This window comes from Staphylococcus debuckii (assembly GCF_003718735.1).
In the GTDB taxonomy this organism is placed as follows: domain Bacteria; phylum Bacillota; class Bacilli; order Staphylococcales; family Staphylococcaceae; genus Staphylococcus; species Staphylococcus debuckii.
In genome coordinates, this window is the sequence record NZ_CP033460.1 from 1,673,570 (window position 1) to 1,695,468 (window position 21,899).

At 36.2% G+C, this 21,899-nt stretch carries 26 protein-coding genes; 1 reads left to right on the plus strand and 25 read right to left on the minus strand.

Annotated features, from left to right (window positions below; all coding sequences use genetic code 11):
* Positions 1–6 precede the first annotated feature (6 nt).
* The 22 genes from CNQ82_RS07895 to CNQ82_RS08000 form a co-directional block, all read right to left on the minus strand.
* Positions 7–723 (minus strand): class I SAM-dependent DNA methyltransferase, encoded by a 717-nt coding sequence (locus tag CNQ82_RS07895; RefSeq protein WP_123144830.1) that lies wholly within the window; start codon positions 721–723, stop codon positions 7–9.
* 2 nt (positions 724–725) lie between these two features.
* A complete protein-coding gene (gene rsfS / locus CNQ82_RS07900) occupies positions 726–1,076 on the minus strand; it encodes a ribosome silencing factor (protein ID WP_123144831.1) in 351 nt (116 codons plus the stop codon).
* Positions 1,077–1,661: a bis(5'-nucleosyl)-tetraphosphatase (symmetrical) YqeK gene (gene yqeK / locus CNQ82_RS07905; RefSeq protein ID WP_123144832.1), complete on the minus strand. Its 585-nt coding sequence runs from the start codon at positions 1,659–1,661 to the stop codon at positions 1,077–1,079.
* Positions 1,651–2,223 carry a nicotinate-nucleotide adenylyltransferase gene (locus tag CNQ82_RS07910; protein WP_123144833.1) on the minus strand — a complete coding sequence of 191 codons (573 nt, stop codon included), beginning with the start codon at positions 2,221–2,223 and terminating at the stop codon, positions 1,651–1,653. Before CNQ82_RS07910 ends, yqeK begins: the two co-directional genes overlap by 11 nt.
* Position 2,224: 1 nt before the next feature.
* Positions 2,225–2,515 (minus strand): ribosome assembly RNA-binding protein YhbY, encoded by a 291-nt coding sequence (gene yhbY, locus CNQ82_RS07915; RefSeq protein ID WP_095104934.1) that lies wholly within the window; start codon positions 2,513–2,515, stop codon positions 2,225–2,227.
* Positions 2,516–3,325 (minus strand): shikimate dehydrogenase, encoded by an 810-nt coding sequence (gene aroE, locus CNQ82_RS07920; RefSeq protein ID WP_123144834.1) that lies wholly within the window; start codon positions 3,323–3,325, stop codon positions 2,516–2,518. It abuts the gene before it with no gap.
* Positions 3,326–3,334: 9 nt separating this feature from the next.
* Positions 3,335–4,435 carry a ribosome biogenesis GTPase YqeH gene (yqeH, locus tag CNQ82_RS07925; RefSeq protein WP_123144835.1) on the minus strand — a complete coding sequence of 367 codons (1,101 nt, stop codon included), beginning with the start codon at positions 4,433–4,435 and terminating at the stop codon, positions 3,335–3,337.
* The gene (locus tag CNQ82_RS07930; RefSeq protein WP_123144836.1) at positions 4,436–4,963 is read right to left on the minus strand and encodes a YqeG family HAD IIIA-type phosphatase; all 528 of its coding nucleotides are present in this window, start codon (positions 4,961–4,963) and stop codon (positions 4,436–4,438) included.
* A gap of 19 nt (positions 4,964–4,982) precedes the next feature.
* On the minus strand, positions 4,983–5,669 hold the full coding sequence (locus tag CNQ82_RS07935; RefSeq protein ID WP_123144837.1) for a 5'-methylthioadenosine/adenosylhomocysteine nucleosidase: 687 nt from the start codon (positions 5,667–5,669) through the stop codon (positions 4,983–4,985).
* A gap of 240 nt (positions 5,670–5,909) precedes the next feature.
* A complete protein-coding gene (gene greA, locus CNQ82_RS07940; RefSeq protein ID WP_123144838.1) occupies positions 5,910–6,392 on the minus strand; it encodes a transcription elongation factor GreA in 483 nt (160 codons plus the stop codon).
* A gap of 25 nt (positions 6,393–6,417) precedes the next feature.
* Positions 6,418–7,044, minus strand: coding sequence for a uridine kinase (gene udk / locus CNQ82_RS07945; protein ID WP_123144839.1), 627 nt, complete (start codon positions 7,042–7,044; stop codon positions 6,418–6,420).
* Positions 7,045–7,046: 2 nt separating this feature from the next.
* Entirely contained in the window at positions 7,047–8,270 is a 1,224-nt protein-coding gene (locus tag CNQ82_RS07950) for a peptidase U32 family protein (RefSeq protein WP_123145658.1), read from the minus strand.
* 57 nt (positions 8,271–8,327) lie between these two features.
* On the minus strand, positions 8,328–9,251 hold the full coding sequence (locus tag CNQ82_RS07955; RefSeq protein WP_123144840.1) for a peptidase U32 family protein: 924 nt from the start codon (positions 9,249–9,251) through the stop codon (positions 8,328–8,330).
* Positions 9,248–9,889 carry an O-methyltransferase gene (locus CNQ82_RS07960; protein WP_123144841.1) on the minus strand — a complete coding sequence of 214 codons (642 nt, stop codon included), beginning with the start codon at positions 9,887–9,889 and terminating at the stop codon, positions 9,248–9,250. Before CNQ82_RS07960 ends, CNQ82_RS07955 begins: the two co-directional genes overlap by 4 nt.
* Before the next feature lie 298 nt (positions 9,890–10,187).
* Positions 10,188–10,499: a DUF1292 domain-containing protein gene (locus CNQ82_RS07965; RefSeq protein ID WP_123144842.1), complete on the minus strand. Its 312-nt coding sequence runs from the start codon at positions 10,497–10,499 to the stop codon at positions 10,188–10,190.
* 22 nt (positions 10,500–10,521) lie between these two features.
* Complete coding sequence (gene ruvX, locus CNQ82_RS07970) at positions 10,522–10,950, minus strand: Holliday junction resolvase RuvX (protein WP_095104917.1); 429 nt, start codon at positions 10,948–10,950, stop codon at positions 10,522–10,524.
* 3 nt (positions 10,951–10,953) lie between these two features.
* Positions 10,954–11,217 carry an IreB family regulatory phosphoprotein gene (locus tag CNQ82_RS07975; protein WP_095104915.1) on the minus strand — a complete coding sequence of 88 codons (264 nt, stop codon included), beginning with the start codon at positions 11,215–11,217 and terminating at the stop codon, positions 10,954–10,956.
* A gap of 68 nt (positions 11,218–11,285) precedes the next feature.
* The gene (gene alaS, locus CNQ82_RS07980; protein WP_123144843.1) at positions 11,286–13,916 is read right to left on the minus strand and encodes an alanine--tRNA ligase; all 2,631 of its coding nucleotides are present in this window, start codon (positions 13,914–13,916) and stop codon (positions 11,286–11,288) included.
* Between the two features lie 302 nt (positions 13,917–14,218).
* Positions 14,219–16,627, minus strand: coding sequence for an SF1B family DNA helicase RecD2 (gene recD2, locus CNQ82_RS07985; protein WP_123144844.1), 2,409 nt, complete (start codon positions 16,625–16,627; stop codon positions 14,219–14,221).
* Positions 16,628–16,630: 3 nt separating this feature from the next.
* Positions 16,631–17,299: a tetratricopeptide repeat protein gene (locus tag CNQ82_RS07990; RefSeq protein ID WP_123144845.1), complete on the minus strand. Its 669-nt coding sequence runs from the start codon at positions 17,297–17,299 to the stop codon at positions 16,631–16,633.
* A gap of 106 nt (positions 17,300–17,405) precedes the next feature.
* Complete coding sequence (gene mnmA, locus CNQ82_RS07995) at positions 17,406–18,518, minus strand: tRNA 2-thiouridine(34) synthase MnmA (protein ID WP_123144846.1); 1,113 nt, start codon at positions 18,516–18,518, stop codon at positions 17,406–17,408.
* Positions 18,519–18,520: 2 nt separating this feature from the next.
* Complete coding sequence (locus CNQ82_RS08000) at positions 18,521–19,660, minus strand: cysteine desulfurase family protein (protein WP_123144847.1); 1,140 nt, start codon at positions 19,658–19,660, stop codon at positions 18,521–18,523.
* Between the two features lie 181 nt (positions 19,661–19,841).
* On the opposite strand from CNQ82_RS08000, the gene CNQ82_RS08005 reads away from it, so the two are divergent.
* On the plus strand, positions 19,842–20,840 hold the full coding sequence (locus tag CNQ82_RS08005) for an LLM class flavin-dependent oxidoreductase (protein WP_123144848.1): 999 nt from the start codon (positions 19,842–19,844) through the stop codon (positions 20,838–20,840).
* Positions 20,841–20,874: 34 nt separating this feature from the next.
* Here CNQ82_RS08005 and CNQ82_RS08010 read toward each other — a convergent pair whose 3' ends face one another.
* The 3 genes from CNQ82_RS08010 to cymR form a co-directional block, all read right to left on the minus strand.
* On the minus strand, positions 20,875–21,081 hold the full coding sequence (locus CNQ82_RS08010) for a CsbD family protein (protein ID WP_123144849.1): 207 nt from the start codon (positions 21,079–21,081) through the stop codon (positions 20,875–20,877).
* A 61-nt stretch (positions 21,082–21,142) separates the two neighbouring features.
* Complete coding sequence (locus tag CNQ82_RS13140) at positions 21,143–21,316, minus strand: hypothetical protein (protein WP_164711956.1); 174 nt, start codon at positions 21,314–21,316, stop codon at positions 21,143–21,145.
* Positions 21,317–21,473: 157 nt separating this feature from the next.
* Positions 21,474–21,893, minus strand: coding sequence for a cysteine metabolism transcriptional regulator CymR (cymR, locus tag CNQ82_RS08015; protein WP_095104899.1), 420 nt, complete (start codon positions 21,891–21,893; stop codon positions 21,474–21,476).
* Positions 21,894–21,899 lie beyond the last annotated feature (6 nt).

Below are 21,899 nucleotides of genomic sequence, written 5' to 3' on the forward strand. Positions count from 1 at the left end.
TTTACTTTATTTTTTTACAACAAAGAACAATCTATTGCTCTCTGGATTATGATTATTTTGATCAAAGTCATAAAATGTACTTATATGCTTAAAGCCTGCAGCTTGTAACATTTCTAAGTATTCTTCTTCAGAATAAGTTTGTTGGTAGTGCTCTTCATCAAAACGATGATATTGTCCATCACTTTGTTTTTCAAAAAAAGTCATATAATGCCATACACTATTAGGTTCATCTCCTGCGACAGCATCCCAACCGAGAAAAACATGCTCTGTTTCATCAATATAACTTTGATTGTTAAAAAGTGTTTGCATTTTATAAGTAGAATGAACATCAAAAATAAAGATACCATCTTCTTCTAGGTGGTTATAAACTTGTTTGAAAGTATCGTTTACAGCTTCTAAATTATTTAAGTAATTCAATGAGTCACAAAAGATAGTAATAACATCGAATGTTTGACCTAAATCAAATTGAGACATATCTCCTTCTATCCATCTGACTTCATTGGATTTTTGAGCAGCTATCGCTAACATATCAGGGCTCAAGTCCATACCCGTCACTGGCCCTAACTGTGTTAATTGATGAGTCAAACTCCCAGTACCGCAGCCAATATCTAATATCGATACTTTATCACTTACTAGAGATTTTACGATATCTAACCAAGCATCATAGGGTTGATCTAAGGTCAGTTCGTCATAGTATTGACTGAATTCATGATATTGTTCCATCTTTAATAAGCTTCCTCATAGGTTTGCATCGGAGCATCTCTATAGAGTTTTTCAATATTATAGTAACTACGTTCGTCTTTATGGAAAATGTGGACGATTACGCCAGATAAATCGAGCAATACCCATCTTGCTTCATTCAAGCCTTCAAATACTGAAATATCAATACCCGCTTTATCAGCCGCTTCTTTAACCGCTCTCGCAATCGCCTGTACTTGACGTTCGTTATTACCATGGCATATGACAAAATAATCCGCCATATCATTGATGCCTTCTAAATCTAAAGAAATTACTTCTTCTGCTCTTTTACTTTCAACGGCTTTAACAGCCATATTTAAAATTTCTGTTTTTTGCATTTAATCATCCTCTATTCTTTCATCACTGAAATTATAGTAATTTAAACAATCAATTGTTGCTTTATATACACTAATATCATTACCTATTAAGAATAATACAGTGCGTTTAGATATTTCATATATCGTCTTATCCAAGTTGCCTGGTTTAAAAGCCATTTCTCGTATTTCTTCCACTCCAGGAATCGTTCTTTTAGGTTCAATATAATCAGCTATAAAAACAATTTTTTCGGTCTTCGTCATGTGCGCGCGACCTGTCGTATGATATTGAATAGCTAGCAGAACTTCTTCATCTTCAATTTCATACTTCTCTTTCATAATAACGGCACAAACTGGACCATGTAAAATTTCTGAACCATAACTCAATAGGTCGCTATCTAAATTATATTTACGTACAATTTGATACATCGTACCCAAATCATCATATTTCGAATAATCATGCAAGATACCTGCAAGCTCTGCTTTTTTCACATCACCGTCATGAATTTCAGCTAATTTTTTGGCTGTTTCAGCAACGCGTAATGAATGTTTATAACGCTTTTCTGGCAACTTTTCTTCAATTAGCTTTATTGCTTTTTTAGTCTTCATATAATCGCTCCCTCTTGATATAGGCTTCAACTTGTTTAGGAACTAATACTTCAATGGGTTGTTGATGCTTGATGCGCGCTCTAATCATCGAAGAACTGATATCTATCCGGGGAATTTGGACCTCCAACATTCCCGCTTCCACCTCTTGTTTTTCTTTACCTCTATTAACCACTACAAATGTCACGAGTTCTTTCAATGCGTCAATTTGATACCATTTATCCAACTGGTCGTATTGATCTGTGCCGATGACGAAGTAAATCACGGCATCTCCCCATTCTTCTTTTAAGTCCCGTATAGTGTCGTACGTATAGCTTTCACCTTTACGTTCAATTTCTGCCAAGCAGATTTCCCCAAATCCTAAATCTGATGCAGCAAGCTCTAACATATTAATACGATGTTCAGTATTCAATTGAGAATCATGAGCTTTTAAAGGCGACATATAACTTGGTAAAAATAAGAAACGATCTGGACGCAGTTTATGATATACCTCGCTGGCTACTGCAGCATGAGCTGTATGGATAGGATTAAATTGACCGCCGTATAAAACGATAGAATGTGTCATATTATGGCAATTCTATTTGTTTATTTTCATCAGATTCTTTATACAACACAATCATAGAACCGATGATTTGTACTAATTCACTATCAGTAGCTTTACTTACCGCTTCAGCCAATTCTTTTTTATCATCCATATTATTTTGCAGAATATGAATCTTTATTAATTCACGATTCTCTAATATTTCATTTAACTGCTCAATCATGTTTTCATTAATTCCTGACTTTCCAATTTGAAAAGTTGGCGTCACATGATGTGCTTTACTTCTTAAAAATCTCTTTTGTTTTCCCGTTAACATTTAATCTCTCCTTTTTAAGTGTTCCAGAACTGTTTCTTTCATCACATTGATATCCGCTGTTTGGCCTGTCCATATATTAAAACTTTCAGCACCTTGATTGACGAACATATCTAAACCATTATAAACTGGATTACCTTTAGCTTCAGCTAATTTCAAAATTGGCGTTTTAGCTGGAATATACACAATATCGCTTACTAACGTATCTGGAGCAAGTTGGTCTAAACTGATTACAACATCTTGATTATCGCTCATTCCTGCTGGCGTTGTATTAATAACGATATCAAATGCATTTAGTTGCTTTTCTGCTTCTTTCAACGATATCGTATTGACACTTAAATCCCAAGAATCAAAGCGCGACATTGTGCGATTTGCTACAGTAAGTTGCTGTTCTACCACTTGATTTAAAGCCGCAGCCAAACCTTTGCTCGCTCCTCCTGCCCCCAGCAGCAAGATTTGTGCATCTTTTAAATTTGGATAAACACGTTCTAAGCCTTTAACATAACCGAGACCGTCAGTATTATATCCAATCCATTTGCCATTTTCGATTTTAACGGTATTAATTGCATCGATTGTTTGTGCATGTGTGTCTATTTCATCTAAATAAGAAATGATACGTTCTTTATGCGGTATGGTAATATTAAATCCATCTATTTCTTTTTCAGTCATAATTTCTTTAATCAAATGAAAGTGTTTAGGCGGTATATCCAATGCTTCATATGTTGCTTCAAAATCTAATGCCTCAAAGTTAGCATTATGCATTACAGGAGATAATGAATGTTGAATTGGATGCCCGATAACTGCGTATTTCATTTTCTTCACCTACATGATTGAATTTCTTAGTATTACATCAACAGATTTAGGTACATGAACTACTACTTTAGCACCTGGACCGATAGTAATAAAACCGAGACCAGAAATCATCACATCTCGTTTTTCTTTACCCGTTTCTAAACGTACCGCTTTGACATCATTCAAATCAAAATGTTCTGGGTCATTAGGCGGTGTTAAAAGAGAACCGAGTTGCGTTTTCCATAATACATCTGCTTTTTCGGTTTTAGTACGGTGTATCATCAAATTATTGGAAAAGTAGCATACGAGAGGTCTTTTTCCTCCAGAGACATAATCAATTCGTGCTAATCCGCCAAAGAATAAAGTTTGTCCTTCGTTCAACTGATAGACACGTTGTTTAATTTCTTTATTCGGCATAATCTGTTTTAATTCTTTTTCAGTAACGTAATGTGTCATTTGATGTTCTTGAATAATACCAGGTGTATCAAACATAAACGTATCATCGTCTAGAGGGATATCTATCATATCTAATGTCGTTCCAGGGAAACGAGAAGTCGTCACTACATCTTTTTCTCCTACACTTTGTTCTATCAGTTTGTTAATTAAAGTAGATTTACCGACATTAGTTGTTCCTACGATATACACATCCTCATGATTGCGATACGTATCAATTGTTTCTAATAATTCTTCAATACCGTAACCTTTATTGGCAGAAATTAAAATAACCGCTTCTGGTTCCAAACCATATTTTTTAGCTGTCTTTTTCAACCATTCTTTAACACGGCGTTTATTAATTTGTTTTGGCAACAGATCAATCTTATTCGCCGCAAGTACTACCTTTTTATTTCCGACGATACGTTTTAAAGCATGTATAAAAGAACCTTCGAAATCAAATATATCTACTACATTGACGACAAGGCCTTTTTTATCTGCCAAGTTATTTAATAAATCTAAGAAGTCTTCACTGTCCATACCGACATCTTGTACTTCATTATAATTTTTCAATCGAAAACAACGTTGACAGATAACATCTTCTTTATGCAAGCTATGTGCGGGCACATATCCTGGTTTTTTTGGATCTTCTGACTGCAGCGGTGCACCGCAACCGATACATTTTAGGGTTTCAGTCAATCAATTTTCCTCCCATTTAATATAGCCTTTTCTTTTATATCTGTGTAACAGTCTGCGTTCTATCAAGCGATTAAATCGTGTCATAAAACCATCTGTTTTTTTAACGGGTACAACCATTACAGTATACATACCGCGTCGGTTTCCACCTATCACATCTGTCATCATTTGATCACCGATGACCACTGTTTCTTCAGGCTTTAAATTCATATGTTCACATGCCCGTTTAAACGATTTGCCCATTGGTTTTCTAGCCTCAAATATATAATCAACGTTTAACGGTGTACAAAAATTAGCAACACGTTTTTGATGATTATTTGAGACGACTGTGACCTTGATATTTAAATCATTCAATTTATTGAACCAATGAATAACAGCAGGCGTAGGATCTGCTTCATCCCAACCTACTAATGTGTTATCCAAATCTGTAATGACACCTCGAATGCCAGATTGAGCTAATGCATCAAAATCAATTTGATGAATACTTTGAACGTACGCATTCGGCATACAAAGTCTGCTTAAAATTCCCATTACTGATTTCACCTTATCCTTATAAAGATTTCAACATTTCTAAAACAATGTTACTAGAAGATTGTGCTGCCTCTCCTATAAATTCATCAAATGTAATATTTGCTTCTCCATTCGCTAAATCCGATACAGCTCTAGTAATAATGAAAGGCACTTTAAATTGATAACAAGTTTGCGCAATGGCTGTGGCTTCCATTTCAACTGCCATAGCATCAGGGAAGTTTTCTTTGATTACTTTTCTTTGACTGACTTCACCGATGAAACTATCTCCGCTGACAATTAGGCCGAGTTTACCGTTCATTTCTTGTTGTTCAACCACAGATTGTGCTAGCGTTGTTAAATCATCATCTGCTGCATAAGCAAGCGGCATATTCGGAATTTGACCTAATTCATATCCGAATGCTGTTGCATCAGCATCATGATACGTAGCTTCAGTACTAATTAACACATCACCGATTTCTAGCGAATGATCTAAGGCACCTGCTGAACCTGTGTTTAAAATCACATCCGGAGAAAACGTATTAATTAATAATGTTGTCGACATCGCAGCATTCACTTTACCGATTCCACTTAAAGTCAACACGACTTCTTTATTATCAATTTGGCCTCTATAAAATTTAACATGTGCAATTGAGATTTCTTCAAGGCCCGTTATTTTTTCTTTTAATATTTGTATTTCTTCTTCCATAGCGCCAATAATACCTATCATTACTCTTTCCCCTTTCTGATTACTATCACGCTTATTTTATCATAATTTTGAACTTGCAACGACTGAAGTCAATTTTGTTGATTTACCTTTAATTTTCTTTCGCACAAAAAAAGTTGACGCTTTATTTTGAGTGGAAACAGCCGAAAATCTCATACAGCCTTCATCTCAAATAAAGTAACGTCAACTTTATAATGCACATTCAATTTTAGTCCTTCGTTACATTTCAGAAAGATTTGTACCTTATTGTGATTGAATATTTGTGATTTTGACTTTCATTTCAGCACCATTTGGAAGCGGTACACGTACTTCATCATCTAAATGTTTGCCGATTAAACTTTGTGCAATAGGTGATTCGTTTGAAATTTTTCCGTTGAAAGCATCCGCTTCCGCAGAACCCACGATTTGATAAACTTCTTCTTCACCATCAGGGATTTCAATAAACGTTACAGTTTTACCAATTTGCACAACATTGTTATCACCTGTATCTTCGATAATCAACGCATTTCTGATCATATGTTCAATACGTTGGATGTCTTGTTCGATAAATCCTTGTTCATCTTTCGCAGCATCGTACTCTGAGTTCTCAGACAAGTCACCAAAAGAACGTGCAACTTTAATTTTTTCTACGACTTCTGGACGTTTGACAGTCTTTAATTCTTCTAATTCTTGTTCTAGCTTCTCAAAGCCTTCTTGTGTCATTGGATATTGTTTTTGGTTTTCCATATTAGCATCTTCCTTTACTCAAAAGTTACAGTTGATTGTTAATCAATGATTGGATTTTAGTTGTCATTATGTCGATAGCCACTTTATTACTGCCGCCTTCAGGAATAATAATATCCGCATACCGCTTTGTCGGCTCGATAAATTGATTATGCATCGGACGTACAACAGTAAGGTATTGTTCGATTACCGACTCCATAGAACGTCCGCGCTCTTTCGTATCACGCATCAAACGTCTTAAGATACGTAAATCTGCATCTGTGTCGACATAAATCTTTACATCCATTAAATCTCTTAAAGTTTTGTTTTCTAGTGCAAATATTCCTTCTACGATAATAACATCTTTAGGTTGAAATGCAATGGTTTCAGAACTTCTTGTATGATTAACATAATCATATGTCGGTACTTCCACAGAATTCCCATTGCGTAAATCCATTAAATTTTGAATTAATAAATCATTATCGAAAGCAAACGGATGATCATAGTTTGTTTTCAAACGTTCTTCAAAAGTTAAATGGGATTGGTCCTTATAATAGTAGTCTTGAGCAATTAATGCAACACTATGGCCTTCTAAATTGTGCAATATTTCATTGGTAACAGATGTTTTACCTGAACCTGATCCGCCTGCGATACCGATAATCGTTGTTGGATTCATGATTATACTTCCTTTCGCATCATGTTGTTAGGATAAATAGGATGGTCTACTTTGAATTGAACAATTTGAAGCGGATGACGAGCAGCGTCTAATTCGTTACCTTCTTCATCATAAATTGTTTCAACGATTTGTTTGAATCCATCTATCTCAGGTCCAAAGAATTCTACTTCTTGTCCTGGTTTAAAATGATTACGTTGTTGGATAGTCGCAATGTGTGTGGTTTCGTCATAGTCTAATACTAAGCCGCAAAAATCATAAGGCGATTTCTTATTAGATTCATTGCCGAACATCTGTTGTTGGTATCCTGGTGTACCTTCAAAGAATGAAGAAGCTGTATCTCTATTGGCACACTTATCGAGCTCAATCAACCACTCAGGTTTTATTTTGAAATTTTCAGGGTCTGCAGCGTAAGCATCGATAACTTTACGATATACGGAAACAACTGTTGCAATGTAGTGAATAGATTTCATACGTCCTTCGATTTTTAAAGAATCAATCCCTAAATCCATCATATCGGGAATCGATTCAATTAATTTTAAATCTTTAGGACTCATTGCAAAAGGAGTAACATCTCCATCTTTATATAATAAATCCAATTCGCCGTCTTCATCTACTTCCAACAAATCGTAATCCCAACGGCAACTTTGGCAACATCCGCCTCTGTTGGAATCACGTGCCGTCATATGATTACTTAGAGTACAACGACCAGAATAAGCAATACACATTGCGCCATGTATAAAGGCTTCAATTTCAATATCTACCTTTTCCTTCATTTCCTTCATTTCCATTGCACCCGTTTCACGAGCAAGCACTACACGATCTAATCCCTCTTCTTTCCAATACTCTATTGCTTTATAATTGCTGAGTGATTGTTGTGTTGAGAGATGTATTTCTAACTTTGGTGCTACTGTTTTACATGTTTCAATAATTAACGGATCTGCAACGATAATACCTGTAGCACCTGTAGCTTCAAGGTTCTTCAAGTAATTTTCCAAACCGTCCATATTTTCATCATGTGCAATAATATTAGTAGTAACGTAAATTTTCGCCCCATATTTATCGGCGAATTCAACGCCTTCTTTGATTTCTTCCATTGTAAAGTTATCAGCATTAGAACGTAATCCGTATTCTTGTCCGCCTAAGAACACCGCATCCGCTCCATAATGTACTGCAATTTTTAATTTTTCTAAGTTGCCGGCAGGTGCCAGCAATTCAGGTTTCTTCATTTGGCTTTTTGATTTTGATTCATCTTTTTTAGCTTGAGTAATCAAGATATAGCCTCCTTAATAAACTGTGTGTTTGAATAAGAATCCTTCATCAAACGGTCGATGTTCAGGTTGGATAGCCTCAATCGGGTCCACGAGCATGAATTTTTCATCTTCATAGGCTTCAGGGTCTTCTTGGTATAAGTCGATAGCTTCTCTGTATTGTTCAGTACATACATTAATGTATTCTTCACTGTGCAATACACCATCTATCTTCAGGCTATCGATCCCCGCTTCCAACAACGGATCTAATTCTTCAATCAAACATATATCGTTTGGCGACATAATATGTGTCCCATTATAATCTTCAAATACTGGATATTGATTTTCACGTTCTTCATCATATAACAATAAATCTTTGCCTGAATCTTGACGTTGAATTTTCATTTGACGATCTTGGAAAGTATAGTAATTACCGAGCAGCATACGTTTTGATTGGAACATACAAGTCATCCCGTGGACTTGTACTTCTATTTCTACCTCAGCATGTGCTTTAATATTCAAAATTTCTTCCAAACTCAGCTCACGCGCAAGTACCGCACGTTTAGCCCCGCGTTTGCCCCAATAATTACATTGGAAATAATTCGTAACAATCGTCTCTGCATCCCAATTCAAAGGAATAGGCTGTTCTTGTGCTTTAACATACATGACAACTGCAGGATCACCGAAAATAATACGATCAACTTTGATTTCATGCAGAAATTGAATATAATCTTCTAAAGCATTCAAATGATAATTATGAAAAATACCATTTACAGCTGCATAGGCTTTTTTCCCATGCTCGTGAATCAGTTGTACCGCTTCACGCATAGCTTCTCGATCAAATTCTCCCGCTAAACGCAAACCGAATTTTTGTTCTCCGATTACAAAAGCATCTGCACCTTTTTCAATCAACACTTCAATATGTTCAACTGATTTAGGTGTCACAAGTAGTTCTGTCATTTTGACTCTCCTTTTACCGCGATGGCTAAACCATCTTCTATATCTAAAAAGTTTGTTTCATAGTCTGGATGATCATTTAACCAGGTGTTAAACTTTTGAATTTTCTTCACCATCTGCTTCACATTACGACTGCGTACCACTTCTATGTCTGCTACAAAATCATGGTAGAGAATATTATCTACAATCACCAAACCGCCTTCTCTCAATAATGGTGTATAGAGTTCAAAGAATTTCTGCGATTGAGCTTTAGCCGCATCAATAAAGATCATATCAAAAGTTAAATCCTCAACTGCATCGAAAGTTTCCCTTGCATCACCTTCAATGAGATGAATTTGCGAACCATAAGTATAATGCTCCAGATTTTCTTTAGCGGTTTTCTGCATTGTTTCATCACGTTCAATTGTCCATACTTTAATGTCTTCATTAACCGAAGCAAAATGCATAGCACTATAACCGATAGCAGTTCCAATCTCTAAAATATGTCGTGATTGATGAATTCTAATCAATTGTTTAATCATATCCAACGACAAAGGATGGATAATCGGAACATTATTTTCTTCAGCGTAAGGTCTTAAAACCTCTAACTCATGTGCGTGTTTTTGCGATAAATTAATCAAGTAATTTTCATTTTTATCCATAATACGCTTCCTTCATCGAAAAATTAACAAAAATAAATCAGTCACGCTGACTGATTTAAAGATGTAACCAACTTCATAAACTTTTCTTATAATTTAACTTTACATATTTTACCACAAAAAAGATACAAAATTAAGTACCGACTTTAAATTATTGTAAAATTATCTTTTCAGAGGAATAACATCCTAGAATTCCCTTTTAAATAGTTAAAAATGCCGAATTTACGAGATCAGGAACAAATGTTCGTACTTATAAACAAAGAAAAGACGGAGCATTCAGCCCCGCCTCGTTCAACCTTAATTATTCCATTTCAGTGTTGACTACTTCTTCAATCATATCCCATTCTTCTTCAGAATCGACAGGTAAGAATTTTCCACCGTCGCCTTCTTCGTCAGGAACATTAATCATCGGAATCAATTCGATCATATCGTCATCATCAGATGTTTCGCCTTCTTCAGCTAAAATAACATATTCTTTGTCAAATTCAGGATGATAGAACTCTAGCACTTTACGGTATAAAACTTCGTTACCATCTTCATCGTATAAAGTTAAAAGTTCCTCCTCGTTGTTCACTTTTAATTCTGCATCTTGATTTTTATTATTTTCAGACATAAATAATGCTCCTTTTCATGGTTTATTGTAATGAGTCTAAATAACCTTGCAATATAAACACAGCAGCCATTTTATCAATTACTTTCTTACGTTTATTTCTAGAAACATCCGCTTCTAGTAAAGATCTTTCTGCTGCCATCGTACTTAAGCGCTCATCCCACATTACAATTTTGATATCTGGTAATGCATTTTGGAGTGCTTCCTTGTATTTTAACGAAGCTTCGCCTCTAAATCCAATAGAATTATTCATATTCTTCGGTAATCCTATTACAACAGTATCCGCGTCTTCTTTTTTTATGATTTCTGTTAACTTTGAAATACCTAATTCATTTTCTTCTTCATTGATTCGGAGTGTATCTAAGCCTTGAGCAGTCCAACCCATTAAATCACTGACAGCAACGCCGACTGTTTTACTGCCAACATCTAAACCGATAATTTTATGTGTGAGCATATACTATTTATCTTTAGACGCATTCAAGTAATTTGAAACAAGTTCTTCCATAATTTCATCACGGTCGATTCTTCTGATTTGGTTTCTTGCTTCATTATGACGCGGAATATAGGCAGGGTCACCTGATAAGAGATAACCGACAATTTGGTTGACTGGATCGTAACCACGTTCATTCAAGGTATTATACACATTAGTCAACACTGATTTAACATTTTCTTTAGGAACATCTTCAAGATTAAAGCGCATTGTTTTATCGTAATTGTTCATTTTCTTGCACACTCCTTCTACTTTAGTAGGCTGATACATCTACCATTCTACATGAGAGTGTCGATAAGTTATAGCGATTTAATGTAGTTTTTAATGAATTGTAATGACTCTGTTATCTTGCTTGGTTCACTTCCGCCGCCTTGAGCCATATCAGGACGACCGCCGCCTTTACCGCCGACTACAGGTGCCATGTTTTTAATAATATCTCCAGCTTTAATTTTATCTGTATCAGCTTTAGGTACTGTGGCAACGAGCGCTACTTTACCACCGACGTCACTTGCTAAAATAATCACTGTATCTTGCAACTTAGATTTAAAATCATCCATTGTTTGACGCAATGCTTTTGCATTTTCAGCTTCTACTTGCAGAGCTAAAACTTTCAAGCCGTTCATTTCTTCTACTTGATCATCAATATTGCCCATTTTCAATGCAGTAATTTCTTGATTACGTTGCTCTAATTGTTTATGCAATTGTTTTTCATTGTCGATGAGTTGCGTTACTTTTTCAGCTACTTGGTCATCTTCTTTAGCTTTTACTTGATGTTTAACTGCTTTAAATTTATTTTGGATAGCTTCAAGATATAAGAAAGCAGCTTTACCAGTTAATGCTTCAATACGGCGTACGCCTGCACCAGTTCCTGATTCACTGACAATCTTGAATAAACCAATCTCAGATGTGTTGTTAACGTGAATACCACCGCATAATTCAATAGAGAATGGTGACATATCTACTACACGCACGATATCGCCATATTTTTCTCCGAATAATGCCATTGCCCCAGATGCTTTCGCTTCTTCTATCGGCATTTCTTTAATAGTCACATCGAGACCCTTCCAAATTTCTTCATTAACACGGCGTTCAACTTGTTCTAATTCATCTTCTGTTACTGGACCAAAGTGTGAGAAGTCAAAACGTAAACGGTCACCTTCAACTAGAGAACCCGCCTGATTCACATGATCGCCTAAAACTTCTTTTAAAGCGGCATGCAATAAGTGAGTCGCACTATGGTTTTTCTTAATGTCGCGACGATCTGCATGGTTCACTGAAGCTTCAACTTTTGCTCCTTCAGACACTTGTCCAAATTGAACCACACCTTTATGCAAATTTTGACCATTTGGAGCTTTCGTCACTTCTGTCACTTCAATTTCAAAGTTTTCATTGCTGACTGTACCTTGGTCTGCTACTTGGCCCCCGCTGACTGCATAAAATGGCGTTTTATCAAGTACAAAAAATACCGTATCGCCAGCATCTGCTTTCTCTACGCGCTCGCCGTTCACAATAATATCTGTTATTTTAGTGTCTTGGTCCATTACATCATAGCCTGTAAACGTACTTGCTGTAGTGATATTTTTTAAAACTTCACTTTGAATTTGCATAGATTCTGATTTTTGACGCGCTTGACGTGCACGATCTCTTTGTTTTTGCATTTCCGCTTCGAAGGTTTTCATATCTACAGTTAAGCCTTCGTTATCCGCAATTTCTTCTGTCAGTTCAATTGGGAAGCCGTATGTGTCATACAATTTGAAAGCATCTTTACCATTAATCACATTACCGCCAGCTTTAGCCTCTTTAATCATATCGTTTAAGATAGCTAAACCTTCTTCTAATGTTTCATGGAAGCGTTCTTCTTCTGATTTAATAACACGTTTGATGAAATCTGCTTTTTGTTTTACTTCTGGATAATAAGGTTCCATGATATCTGCGACTGTGTCGACTAAGCGATACATGAATGGCTCATTGATATCTAGAGATTGGCTGAAACGCACTGCACGACGCAACAAGCGACGTAACACATAACCGCGTCCTTCGTTTGCAGGTAAAGCACCATCGCCGATAGCAAACGCAATTGTACGAATATGATCTGCAATGACTTTAAAAGCAACATCTTGTTCCGCGTTTTCTTGATATTTTTTACCTGAAATTTGTTCTACATCTTCAATAATCGGCATAAACAAATCTGTTTCGTAGTTAGTACGTACATTTTGTGCGATAGAAGCCATACGTTCCAGACCCATGCCGGTATCAATATTTTTATTAGGAAGCGGAGTATAGGTATGATCTTTATTATGATTAAATTCACTGAATACTAAGTTCCACACTTCAAGGTAGCGTTCATTTTCACCGCCAGGATACATTTCTTCAGCTGGATCATCTTCTCCATATTCTGGTCCGCGATCGTAGAAGATTTCTGTATTCGGACCAGATGGACCTTCACCGATATCCCAGAAGTTGCCTTCAATACGAATAATACGACTTTCTTCTAAACCGATAACATCATGCCATAAATCGTACGCTTCTGTATCTTCAGGATGAATCGTTACATATAATTTCTCAGGTTCCATTCCCATCCAACGATCACTTGTTAAAAATTCCCAAGCAAATTCAATCGCTTCACGTTTGAAATAATCACCGATAGAAAAGTTGCCAAGCATTTCGAAAAATGTATGGTGACGAGCAGTAAATCCTACATTTTCGATATCGTTAGTTCTGATTGCTTTTTGAGAGTTGACAATTCTCGGTTTTTTCGGAATTTCACGGCCGTCAAAGTATTTTTTCAACGTCGCAACACCTGAGTTAATCCATAATAAAGAATCATCATCAATCGGTACAAGCGGTGCAGAAGGTTCTACCATATGTCCCTGTTCTTTAAAATAATCAATAAAATTTTGTCTGATTTCACTAGCTTTCAATTGCTTCATATATCCTCACTCCTAATTTACGATGATAAGCTCCGTATACTTGAGCATAAAAAAATACATTCATCCAAAAAGGGACGAATGTATCGCGGTACCACCCTAGTTATGTGTACAATCCACACTACACATCACTCATTATTTATACGGACTGACATAAAGTAGCGTTCATCAATGTTTGCGATACCTTTCACCAACCGGCACCTCTCTCAACCATAGTACATTGACTACTCATCTTTATGCGAATTTAATTTTATTTTAGATGGATGGTGCTTAAATGTCAATTATATGTTGTTTCGAAGGTGACTTTATTTTTCAGTCGCAAAACTATAAGGTGTAACATCGCCCATTCCAATCATCGGATCGATTTGGAAAATAGTAGCTTCTGACAGTTCGATGACTTTAGTATTTTGTTCTGCAGTTGAAGTTGAATGGGTCTCTTCAGTTTCACTTGACGATGTTTCCATACCGAAATAATCACGCAGTAGTTGTGCCATGCGGGTCATACGCACCTGTCCGTACGTTTGCATGCCAATATCAAAGGCTTGGCTGTCTCCTAAAAAGACTAATGATTGTTTTGCGCGAGTCAATCCTGTATAGATAATCGGTCGTTGCAGCATTCGATAATACTGTTTAACAACCGGCATAATCACGATTGGAAACTCTGAACCTTGTGCTTTATGAATTGAAGTACAGTAGGCATGCGTCAATTCCATCATGTCTTGTTTCGTAAAAGTAATCTCATTGCCTTCAAAATCCACTACTAATACGTCTTTATTTAATTCATTTTCTTTTGCCCAGAAAATACCTTGAATAACTCCGATATCACCATTGAAGATATTATCATTCGGACGGTTCACTAGTTGTAGTACTTTATCGCCTTTTCGAAAAACAACATCGCCAAATTCTATTTCTCGGGTATCTTCTTCTTTAGGATTCAAGATATCTTGAAGTACTTTATTTAAGCGTTTAATACCTGCGCTTCCTCTATACATAGGCGCTAGCACCTGTATATCGCTCATATCATATCCTTTTTTAACAGCGGAAGTCACTACTTTATTAACGACATCAGGGATCTGATCGGCACTGCATGGGATGAAACTGCGATCATGGAAGCGTTGAGTAATATCAATTGGTTGTCCTAATTTCATTTTATGCGCTAATTCAATAATGCTTGAACCATCTTGTTGCCGATAAACTTCGGTCAAATTCACACGTGATATCACTTTAGAATCAATCAAATCCTTAAATACTTGTCCTGGGCCTACAGAAGGTAATTGGTCTTCATCACCCACGAGGATAACTTGCGCATCAATCGGTACGGCATTTAGAAATTGATGGAATAACCAAGTATCTACCATCGACATTTCATCAATAATAATCAGCTTAGCATTAATTTCATTTTCTAAAACATCTTCTGGTTTCGTTTCTTGACTCCACCCAATCAAACGATGAATCGTCATGGCTTCTAAACCGGTAGATTCTTGCAATCTTTTAGCAGCACGTCCTGTAGGCGCTGCTAAAGCGATAGGATAATCGTCCTCATTGTAGTCGTCATAATCAAGCGATAAACCGTGAATTTCAGCATAAAGTTCTACAATTCCTTTAATAACCGTAGTTTTCCCTGTTCCTGGGCCGCCAGTCAGCAACATCACTTTTGAATTGATTGCAGTCTCTAAGGCTTCCTTTTGCGAAGCGGCATAATTCACTTTATTCATATCTTCAATTTCACCGATATGCATCTGCAAGTCTGATTGCTCGATAGTTTCTAATTTGGTTTGATGTGCTTCTATACGATATAAATTCTGTACACTTTTCACTTCGGAATAATATAAACTTGGAACAGAAAGGGTTTCATCCGCTTCCACCAGCTTCTCTTCCTCTGTCAGTTGCAAAATCATCTCTTCCAACAATTTAGTATCAATGGATTCGCTATGTACTTGAGATAACGTGTCTTGAGAAGCTTCTATAACATAATCTTTCGGCAAATAAGTGTGGCCTTGTTTAATGCATTCTTCCTCAATGGTATATAACAAACCAGCTTTCAAACGCTCGGGGTCATTGTATTCTATTCCAAGATTTTTAGCCAAAGTGTCAGCTTTATTAAAACCGACACCTTTCACATCATAGACCAGCTGATATGGATTCTTTTCAATTTCCGATAATGTCTCTACTTGATAGACCTGATAAATATTCATAGATAATTTAGGACCGAAACCTAAATCATGCAGTCGAATCATAATCTTTTCTACTTCTTGGTTACTATAGATTTGTTCGGCAATTTGTTTTTGCTTTTTCTTAGATAAATGTGGGACTTCAGCCAAAGCTTCTTCGTTATCCAAAATTTTATTAATCGTGTTTTCGCCAAGTGTAGCGACAATATTTTCTGCTGTTTTCTTTCCGATACCTTTAAATAAATCACTAGACAAATAACTGACAATGGCATCTTTTGTTTGCGGTAATTCTTTTTCAAAGGTTTCTGCTTTCAACTGTTTGCCATACTTCGGGTGTGTAACCGCTTGTCCTTTGAAGGTATACACATCACCTTCTGCAATTTCAGGAAAGAACCCTACAATTGTCGGCATACTATCAAATTCTTCATTCGTTTCAATAGGATCTACTTTCAGCACAGTATAGAAGTTTTCTTTATTTTGAAAAAGAATGGCTTCGACCGTACCTTTGACCATAGAGTAATCAAATAATGTAGGGTTGCTCAAGTGTTATTCCTCCTCTTGCTCAAGTTGTTTAAACGTTTTAATTGCGTGCTGACTTAACAAATGCTGAGGATCAATTTTGACTGCGCGTTCAAAATATGGCAAAGCATCGTTAGTATTTTCAGATTGCATATAACCTGCAAGGCCACGATTATAAAGCGCATCTGTATTTTCAGAATTGATAGTTAGCACTTTATCTAACTGCTGTATTGCAGCGTCGAACATTTCTAAATGGCACAATACTAAACCATATTGAAATTGAATTTCTTCATCATTCTTCTCATCAAGTTCAGCTGCCCGCATTAAAAATGGCAACGCTTCTTTGAATGCGCCTAATTGATTGAATGACATACCAATCATATAATTGGTATCCGCTTCATCTACTCCTTTTTGCAAGGCTTGCTGATATAATTTAATTGCATCATTATAGCTTTCAGCATTATAGTAAACATTTGCTAGATTATAATAAATTGCACCATTATCAGAATTAATAGTTAAAGCTTTTTGGAAAAATTTCTCTGCTTTTTCTACTTCTCCAGCTTCAGCAAGCAAGATTCCTGAATTAATATAGTTTTCAATAGCTTCAGGATTTTGTTCTATATTTTCAAATAAAGCTTTTAAAGCTTCTTCAAATTTGCCTTCTTTTATGAGTTGATAGATTGCTTCTTGTTCCATTTTTCAGTCCTCATTTCTATCTCGATTCAAATATATATTTTAACAGAAATAAAGCATTTTATGTAAAAAAAGAGACGAGGTATTGTCTCGTCTCTCTACTATTCCTCTATACAATATATGTTAATTGACCTGCTTCTTTATAGACATCATCAATCGTTGCACCGCCGAGACATACTTCTCCATCGTATAATACTACTGCTTGTCCAGGCGTAATCGCGCGTACAGGTTCATCAAAGTCTACACGAATTTGGTTTTCTCCGATACTTGTAACTGTAACTTTTGTATCTTTTTGGCGATATCTGAATTTTGCTGTACATTCTAAGCCGTTTGCTAAATCGATATCATTCACAAGTGAAACATCTGAAGCAATTAAGTAATCACTGTAAAGTGCATCATGATGGAAACCTTGTTCTACATATAAAACGTTGTCTTCCAAGTTTTTACCGACTACAAACCACGGATCTCCATCTCCGCCGATACCTAAACCATGGCGTTGGCCGATTGTATAGTACATTAAGCCACTGTGTGTACCCATTTTCTTACCATTCAACGTACGCATGTCGCCTGATTGTGCCGGTAAGTAATTGGATAAGAATTCTTTGAAATTACGTTCTCCAATAAAACAGATACCTGTGGAGTCTTTTTTCTTAGCTGTTGCTAAATCTTGTTCAGCTGCAATACGACGTACTTCAGATTTTTCCATACCACCTAACGGGAACATGACTTTTGATAATTGTTCATGTGTCAATTGATTCAAGAAATAGGTTTGGTCTTTATTGTTGTCTACACCACGCAACATTTCAACATTTCCATTTTCATCACGTCTCACTTGTGCATAATGTCCTGTTGCAACATAATCTGCACCTAATTTCATTGCATGGTCTAAAAAGGCTTTGAATTTAATTTCTTTATTGCACATTACGTCTGGATTAGGAGTACGGCCTTTTTTATATTCATCTAGGAAATAAGTAAATACTTTGTCCCAGTATTCTTGTTCAAAATTAACAGCATAATAAGGGATGCCGATTTGGTTACAGACAGCAATCACATCATTATAATCTTCAGTTGCTGTACAAACACCATTTTCATCAGTGTCATCCCAGTTTTTCATGAAGATGCCGATGACATCATAGCCTTGTTCTTTCAGCAAATATGCTGTAACTGAACTATCGACGCCGCCTGACATACCGACAACAACTCTTGTATCTTGGTTGCTCAAGTTTATTCCTCCTTAAATCTATGATAAATCTTTTGGATTTCTGCTACGATATATTTTATTTCCAACTCAGTTGTCAGTTCATTGAAACTGAAGCGGATAGATTGTTTAGTTCTTGGGTCTTCACCATACATAGCTTCTAACACATGCGACGGCATAGTAGAGCCTGCAGTACAAGCTGATCCAGATGATACACTGATATTAGCTAAGTCTAATAGAGTCAACATTGTTTCTACATCAATAAAAGGAAAATAGATATTTAACACATGCCCTGTGGTATCCGTCATGGAGCCATTGACTTCAAAAGGAATACTGCGTTCTTGCAATTGTACTAAAAATAATTCTTTTAGATTCATTAAATGAATATTGTTTTCATCACGATGATCTGCAGCAATTTTCAGCGCTTCTGCCATTCCAGCAATTTGAGGCACATTTTCAGTTCCTGCACGGCGTTTGGTTTCTTGACTGCCGCCAAGCTGAGAAAATTTTATTGGTGTTTTTTCTTTTACTAATAAAGCACCTGCGCCCTTTGGACCGCCGAATTTATGTGCAGTCAAACTCATACTGTCAAATTGAAATTCGTCAAACTTGATAGGTAAATGTTCTATAGCTTGCACAGCATCAACATGCAACATTGCATCATACTGCTTTACAATATCTTCTATTTCATACATCGGTTGGACAGTGCCGACTTCGTTATTTACAAACATAATAGATACTAAAATGGTATCTTCTCGCATCGCTTCTTTAAGTTGCGCTAAATCCACAATGCCTTCTCGATCAACATCCAAATAAGTGACTTCGAATCCTTCGCGTTCTAATTGTTCAAAGACATGCAAAACAGAATGATGTTCAATCTTAGAAGTAATAATGTGCTTGCCCTTATGCTGGTTTGCATAAGCTAGGCCCTTAATTGCAGTATTATTAGATTCAGTTGCACCGCTGGTAAAAATAACTTCGTTAGGCTTTGCCCCTAAAAGAGAAGCCATTTCTCTACGTGCTGCATCTAAATATTGACGCGCATCTCTGCCGACACTATGAATAGATGACGGATTACCATAATGATGCGAATATAACTCCATCATTTTCTCTATAACTTCTGGTTTCACAGGAGTAGTTGCTGCATAATCTGCATATACTTCCATTAGTCAGACACTTCCTCACAATTTTATCAATGTTCCAATTCTAGCACCTACATGTCAAATTTTCTAGTGCTCTGCTTGATTTAATTATAACATCATGCGCTATTTTGATAAGCAATTAAATATTTTCTTTTGTAAACCACTGTTATAATGAGGGCATAATTTATATAAGGAGGCTAAATTTGTGAGTGATATTAAACTTTCAGCTTTAAACTTAGTACCTATTCGTGAAGGCGGCAATGAAAAAGAAGCAATTGATGATATGGTTAAACTTGCTCAGGATTTAGATGAATTGGATTATGAACGTTACTGGATTGCAGAACACCACAATGCACCTAATTTAGTAAGTTCAGCAACTGTATTGCTTATCCAACATACTTTAGAGCAAACTTCAAAAATACGAGTGGGATCGGGAGGTATCATGCTTCCAAACCACGCGCCATTAATCGTTGCTGAACAGTTCGGTACGTTAGAAACGATTTATCCAAATCGTGTTGATTTAGGTCTTGGTCGTGCTCCGGGTACAGATATGATGACTGCTAGCGCTTTAAGACGTGATCAACACAACGGCGTGTATGCATTCCCCGAAGAAGTCGCTCAACTCCAGAAATTTTTCGGTCCTGAAAAACAACAGGGTTATGTACGTGCTTATCCTGCTGTTGATAAAAAAGTTCCTTTATATATCCTAGGTTCTTCTACAGACTCAGCACATTTAGCAGCTAGACAAGGATTGCCGTATGTATTTGCTGGACACTTTGCACCGCAACAAATGAAAGATGCTATTGAAATTTACAAAGAGTTATTTGAGCCTTCTGACGTACTCGATAAACCATACGTTATTGTATGTTTAAATGCTATCGTAGCTGAGACAGATGAGAAAGCAAAAAAATTATCAACTTCATTAGCACAAGTGATGATCAGTATTGCACGAGGCAGAATGCAGCCCTTACAACCGCCAACTGATGACTTAGCTTCACTTTTAACACCTGCTGAATTGCAAATGGCAGAAAAACGTGCTCAAGATTCTTTAATTGGTTCTGAAGAAACTGTGAAGGCGCAACTCGAAGACTTTATCGATTTCTATGGAGAAATTGATGAACTGATGGCTGTCAGCTACATCTATGATCAAGATAAACAAGCAGATTCCTATAAACGTTTGAAAAATGTTATCGAAACTTTATAGCATAAAAAAACGCCCAATAATGGGCGTTTTTTACTTATTTATCATTATTGAATTTATCTTTGACTTTGTCTGTAAAGTCTTTGACTTTATCAGCAGCTTCATCTACTTTTTCATTAACTTTACCAGAAGTTTTATCTGCTTTACCTTCATTTTCTAAATCTTTGTTATCAGTAGCATTACCTACTGTTTCTTTTACATTACCTTTTGCTTGTTCAAATTTACTTTCATCTTTGTTAGCCATTATGAATCCCTCCAAAAGTTATTACATAAATTTATTTACCTTTAAATTAGTACTTTAAACATTACTTATTCGGTTTGTCTGGACCACCGTGTTTTACTAATTCATCATGCATTTCATTCATAACATGTTGGCCTTTCCCTTTCTTTGACTCATGTTCTTTCATTTTTTTCGGATCAGCATGTTTTTTTGCATATTCTTCATAATCTTTAATTTTATTTTTTTCGTCTTTCATCATTATCTTCCTCCTCGAGATAACATCTCATGTTATTTCCTCTTGATGTAATATATATTTATATACCCCAGAAAAATATTTTATAAACAAAATGATTAATTTAATTATACAATCATAAAAAAGTTCGCCAACCTAACGTCAGTTGGCAAACCTTTCTCAATTAAATATAGAACATATAGTTATCGAGTTTATCGGAATCATTGAACTCTGCTAAATATTTTAACGTCGTGCCGTCAAGTACTTCTCTTACTGCATCACGCATTCTTAACCACAATTCTTTTTGTGCGGGCGGCTCAGAATCAATACTTTCAACAAATGATATCGGACCTTCTAATAGGCGGATAATATCGCCGGCTTTAATTTCTTCAGCTGGTACGCGAAGTTGGTAACCGCCCTTTGCTCCGCGGACACTTCGTATAAGACCGGCATTTCTTAACGGCCCCACCAATTGTTCTAAGTATAGATCACTAAGATTGTTCTCTTCTGCTATTGTTTTTAAGGATACGCAACCTTGTCCCTCTCGCTTAGCTAGGGAAATCATCAAAGTTAATCCGTATCTCCCTTTAGTTGAAATTTTCATGTTATT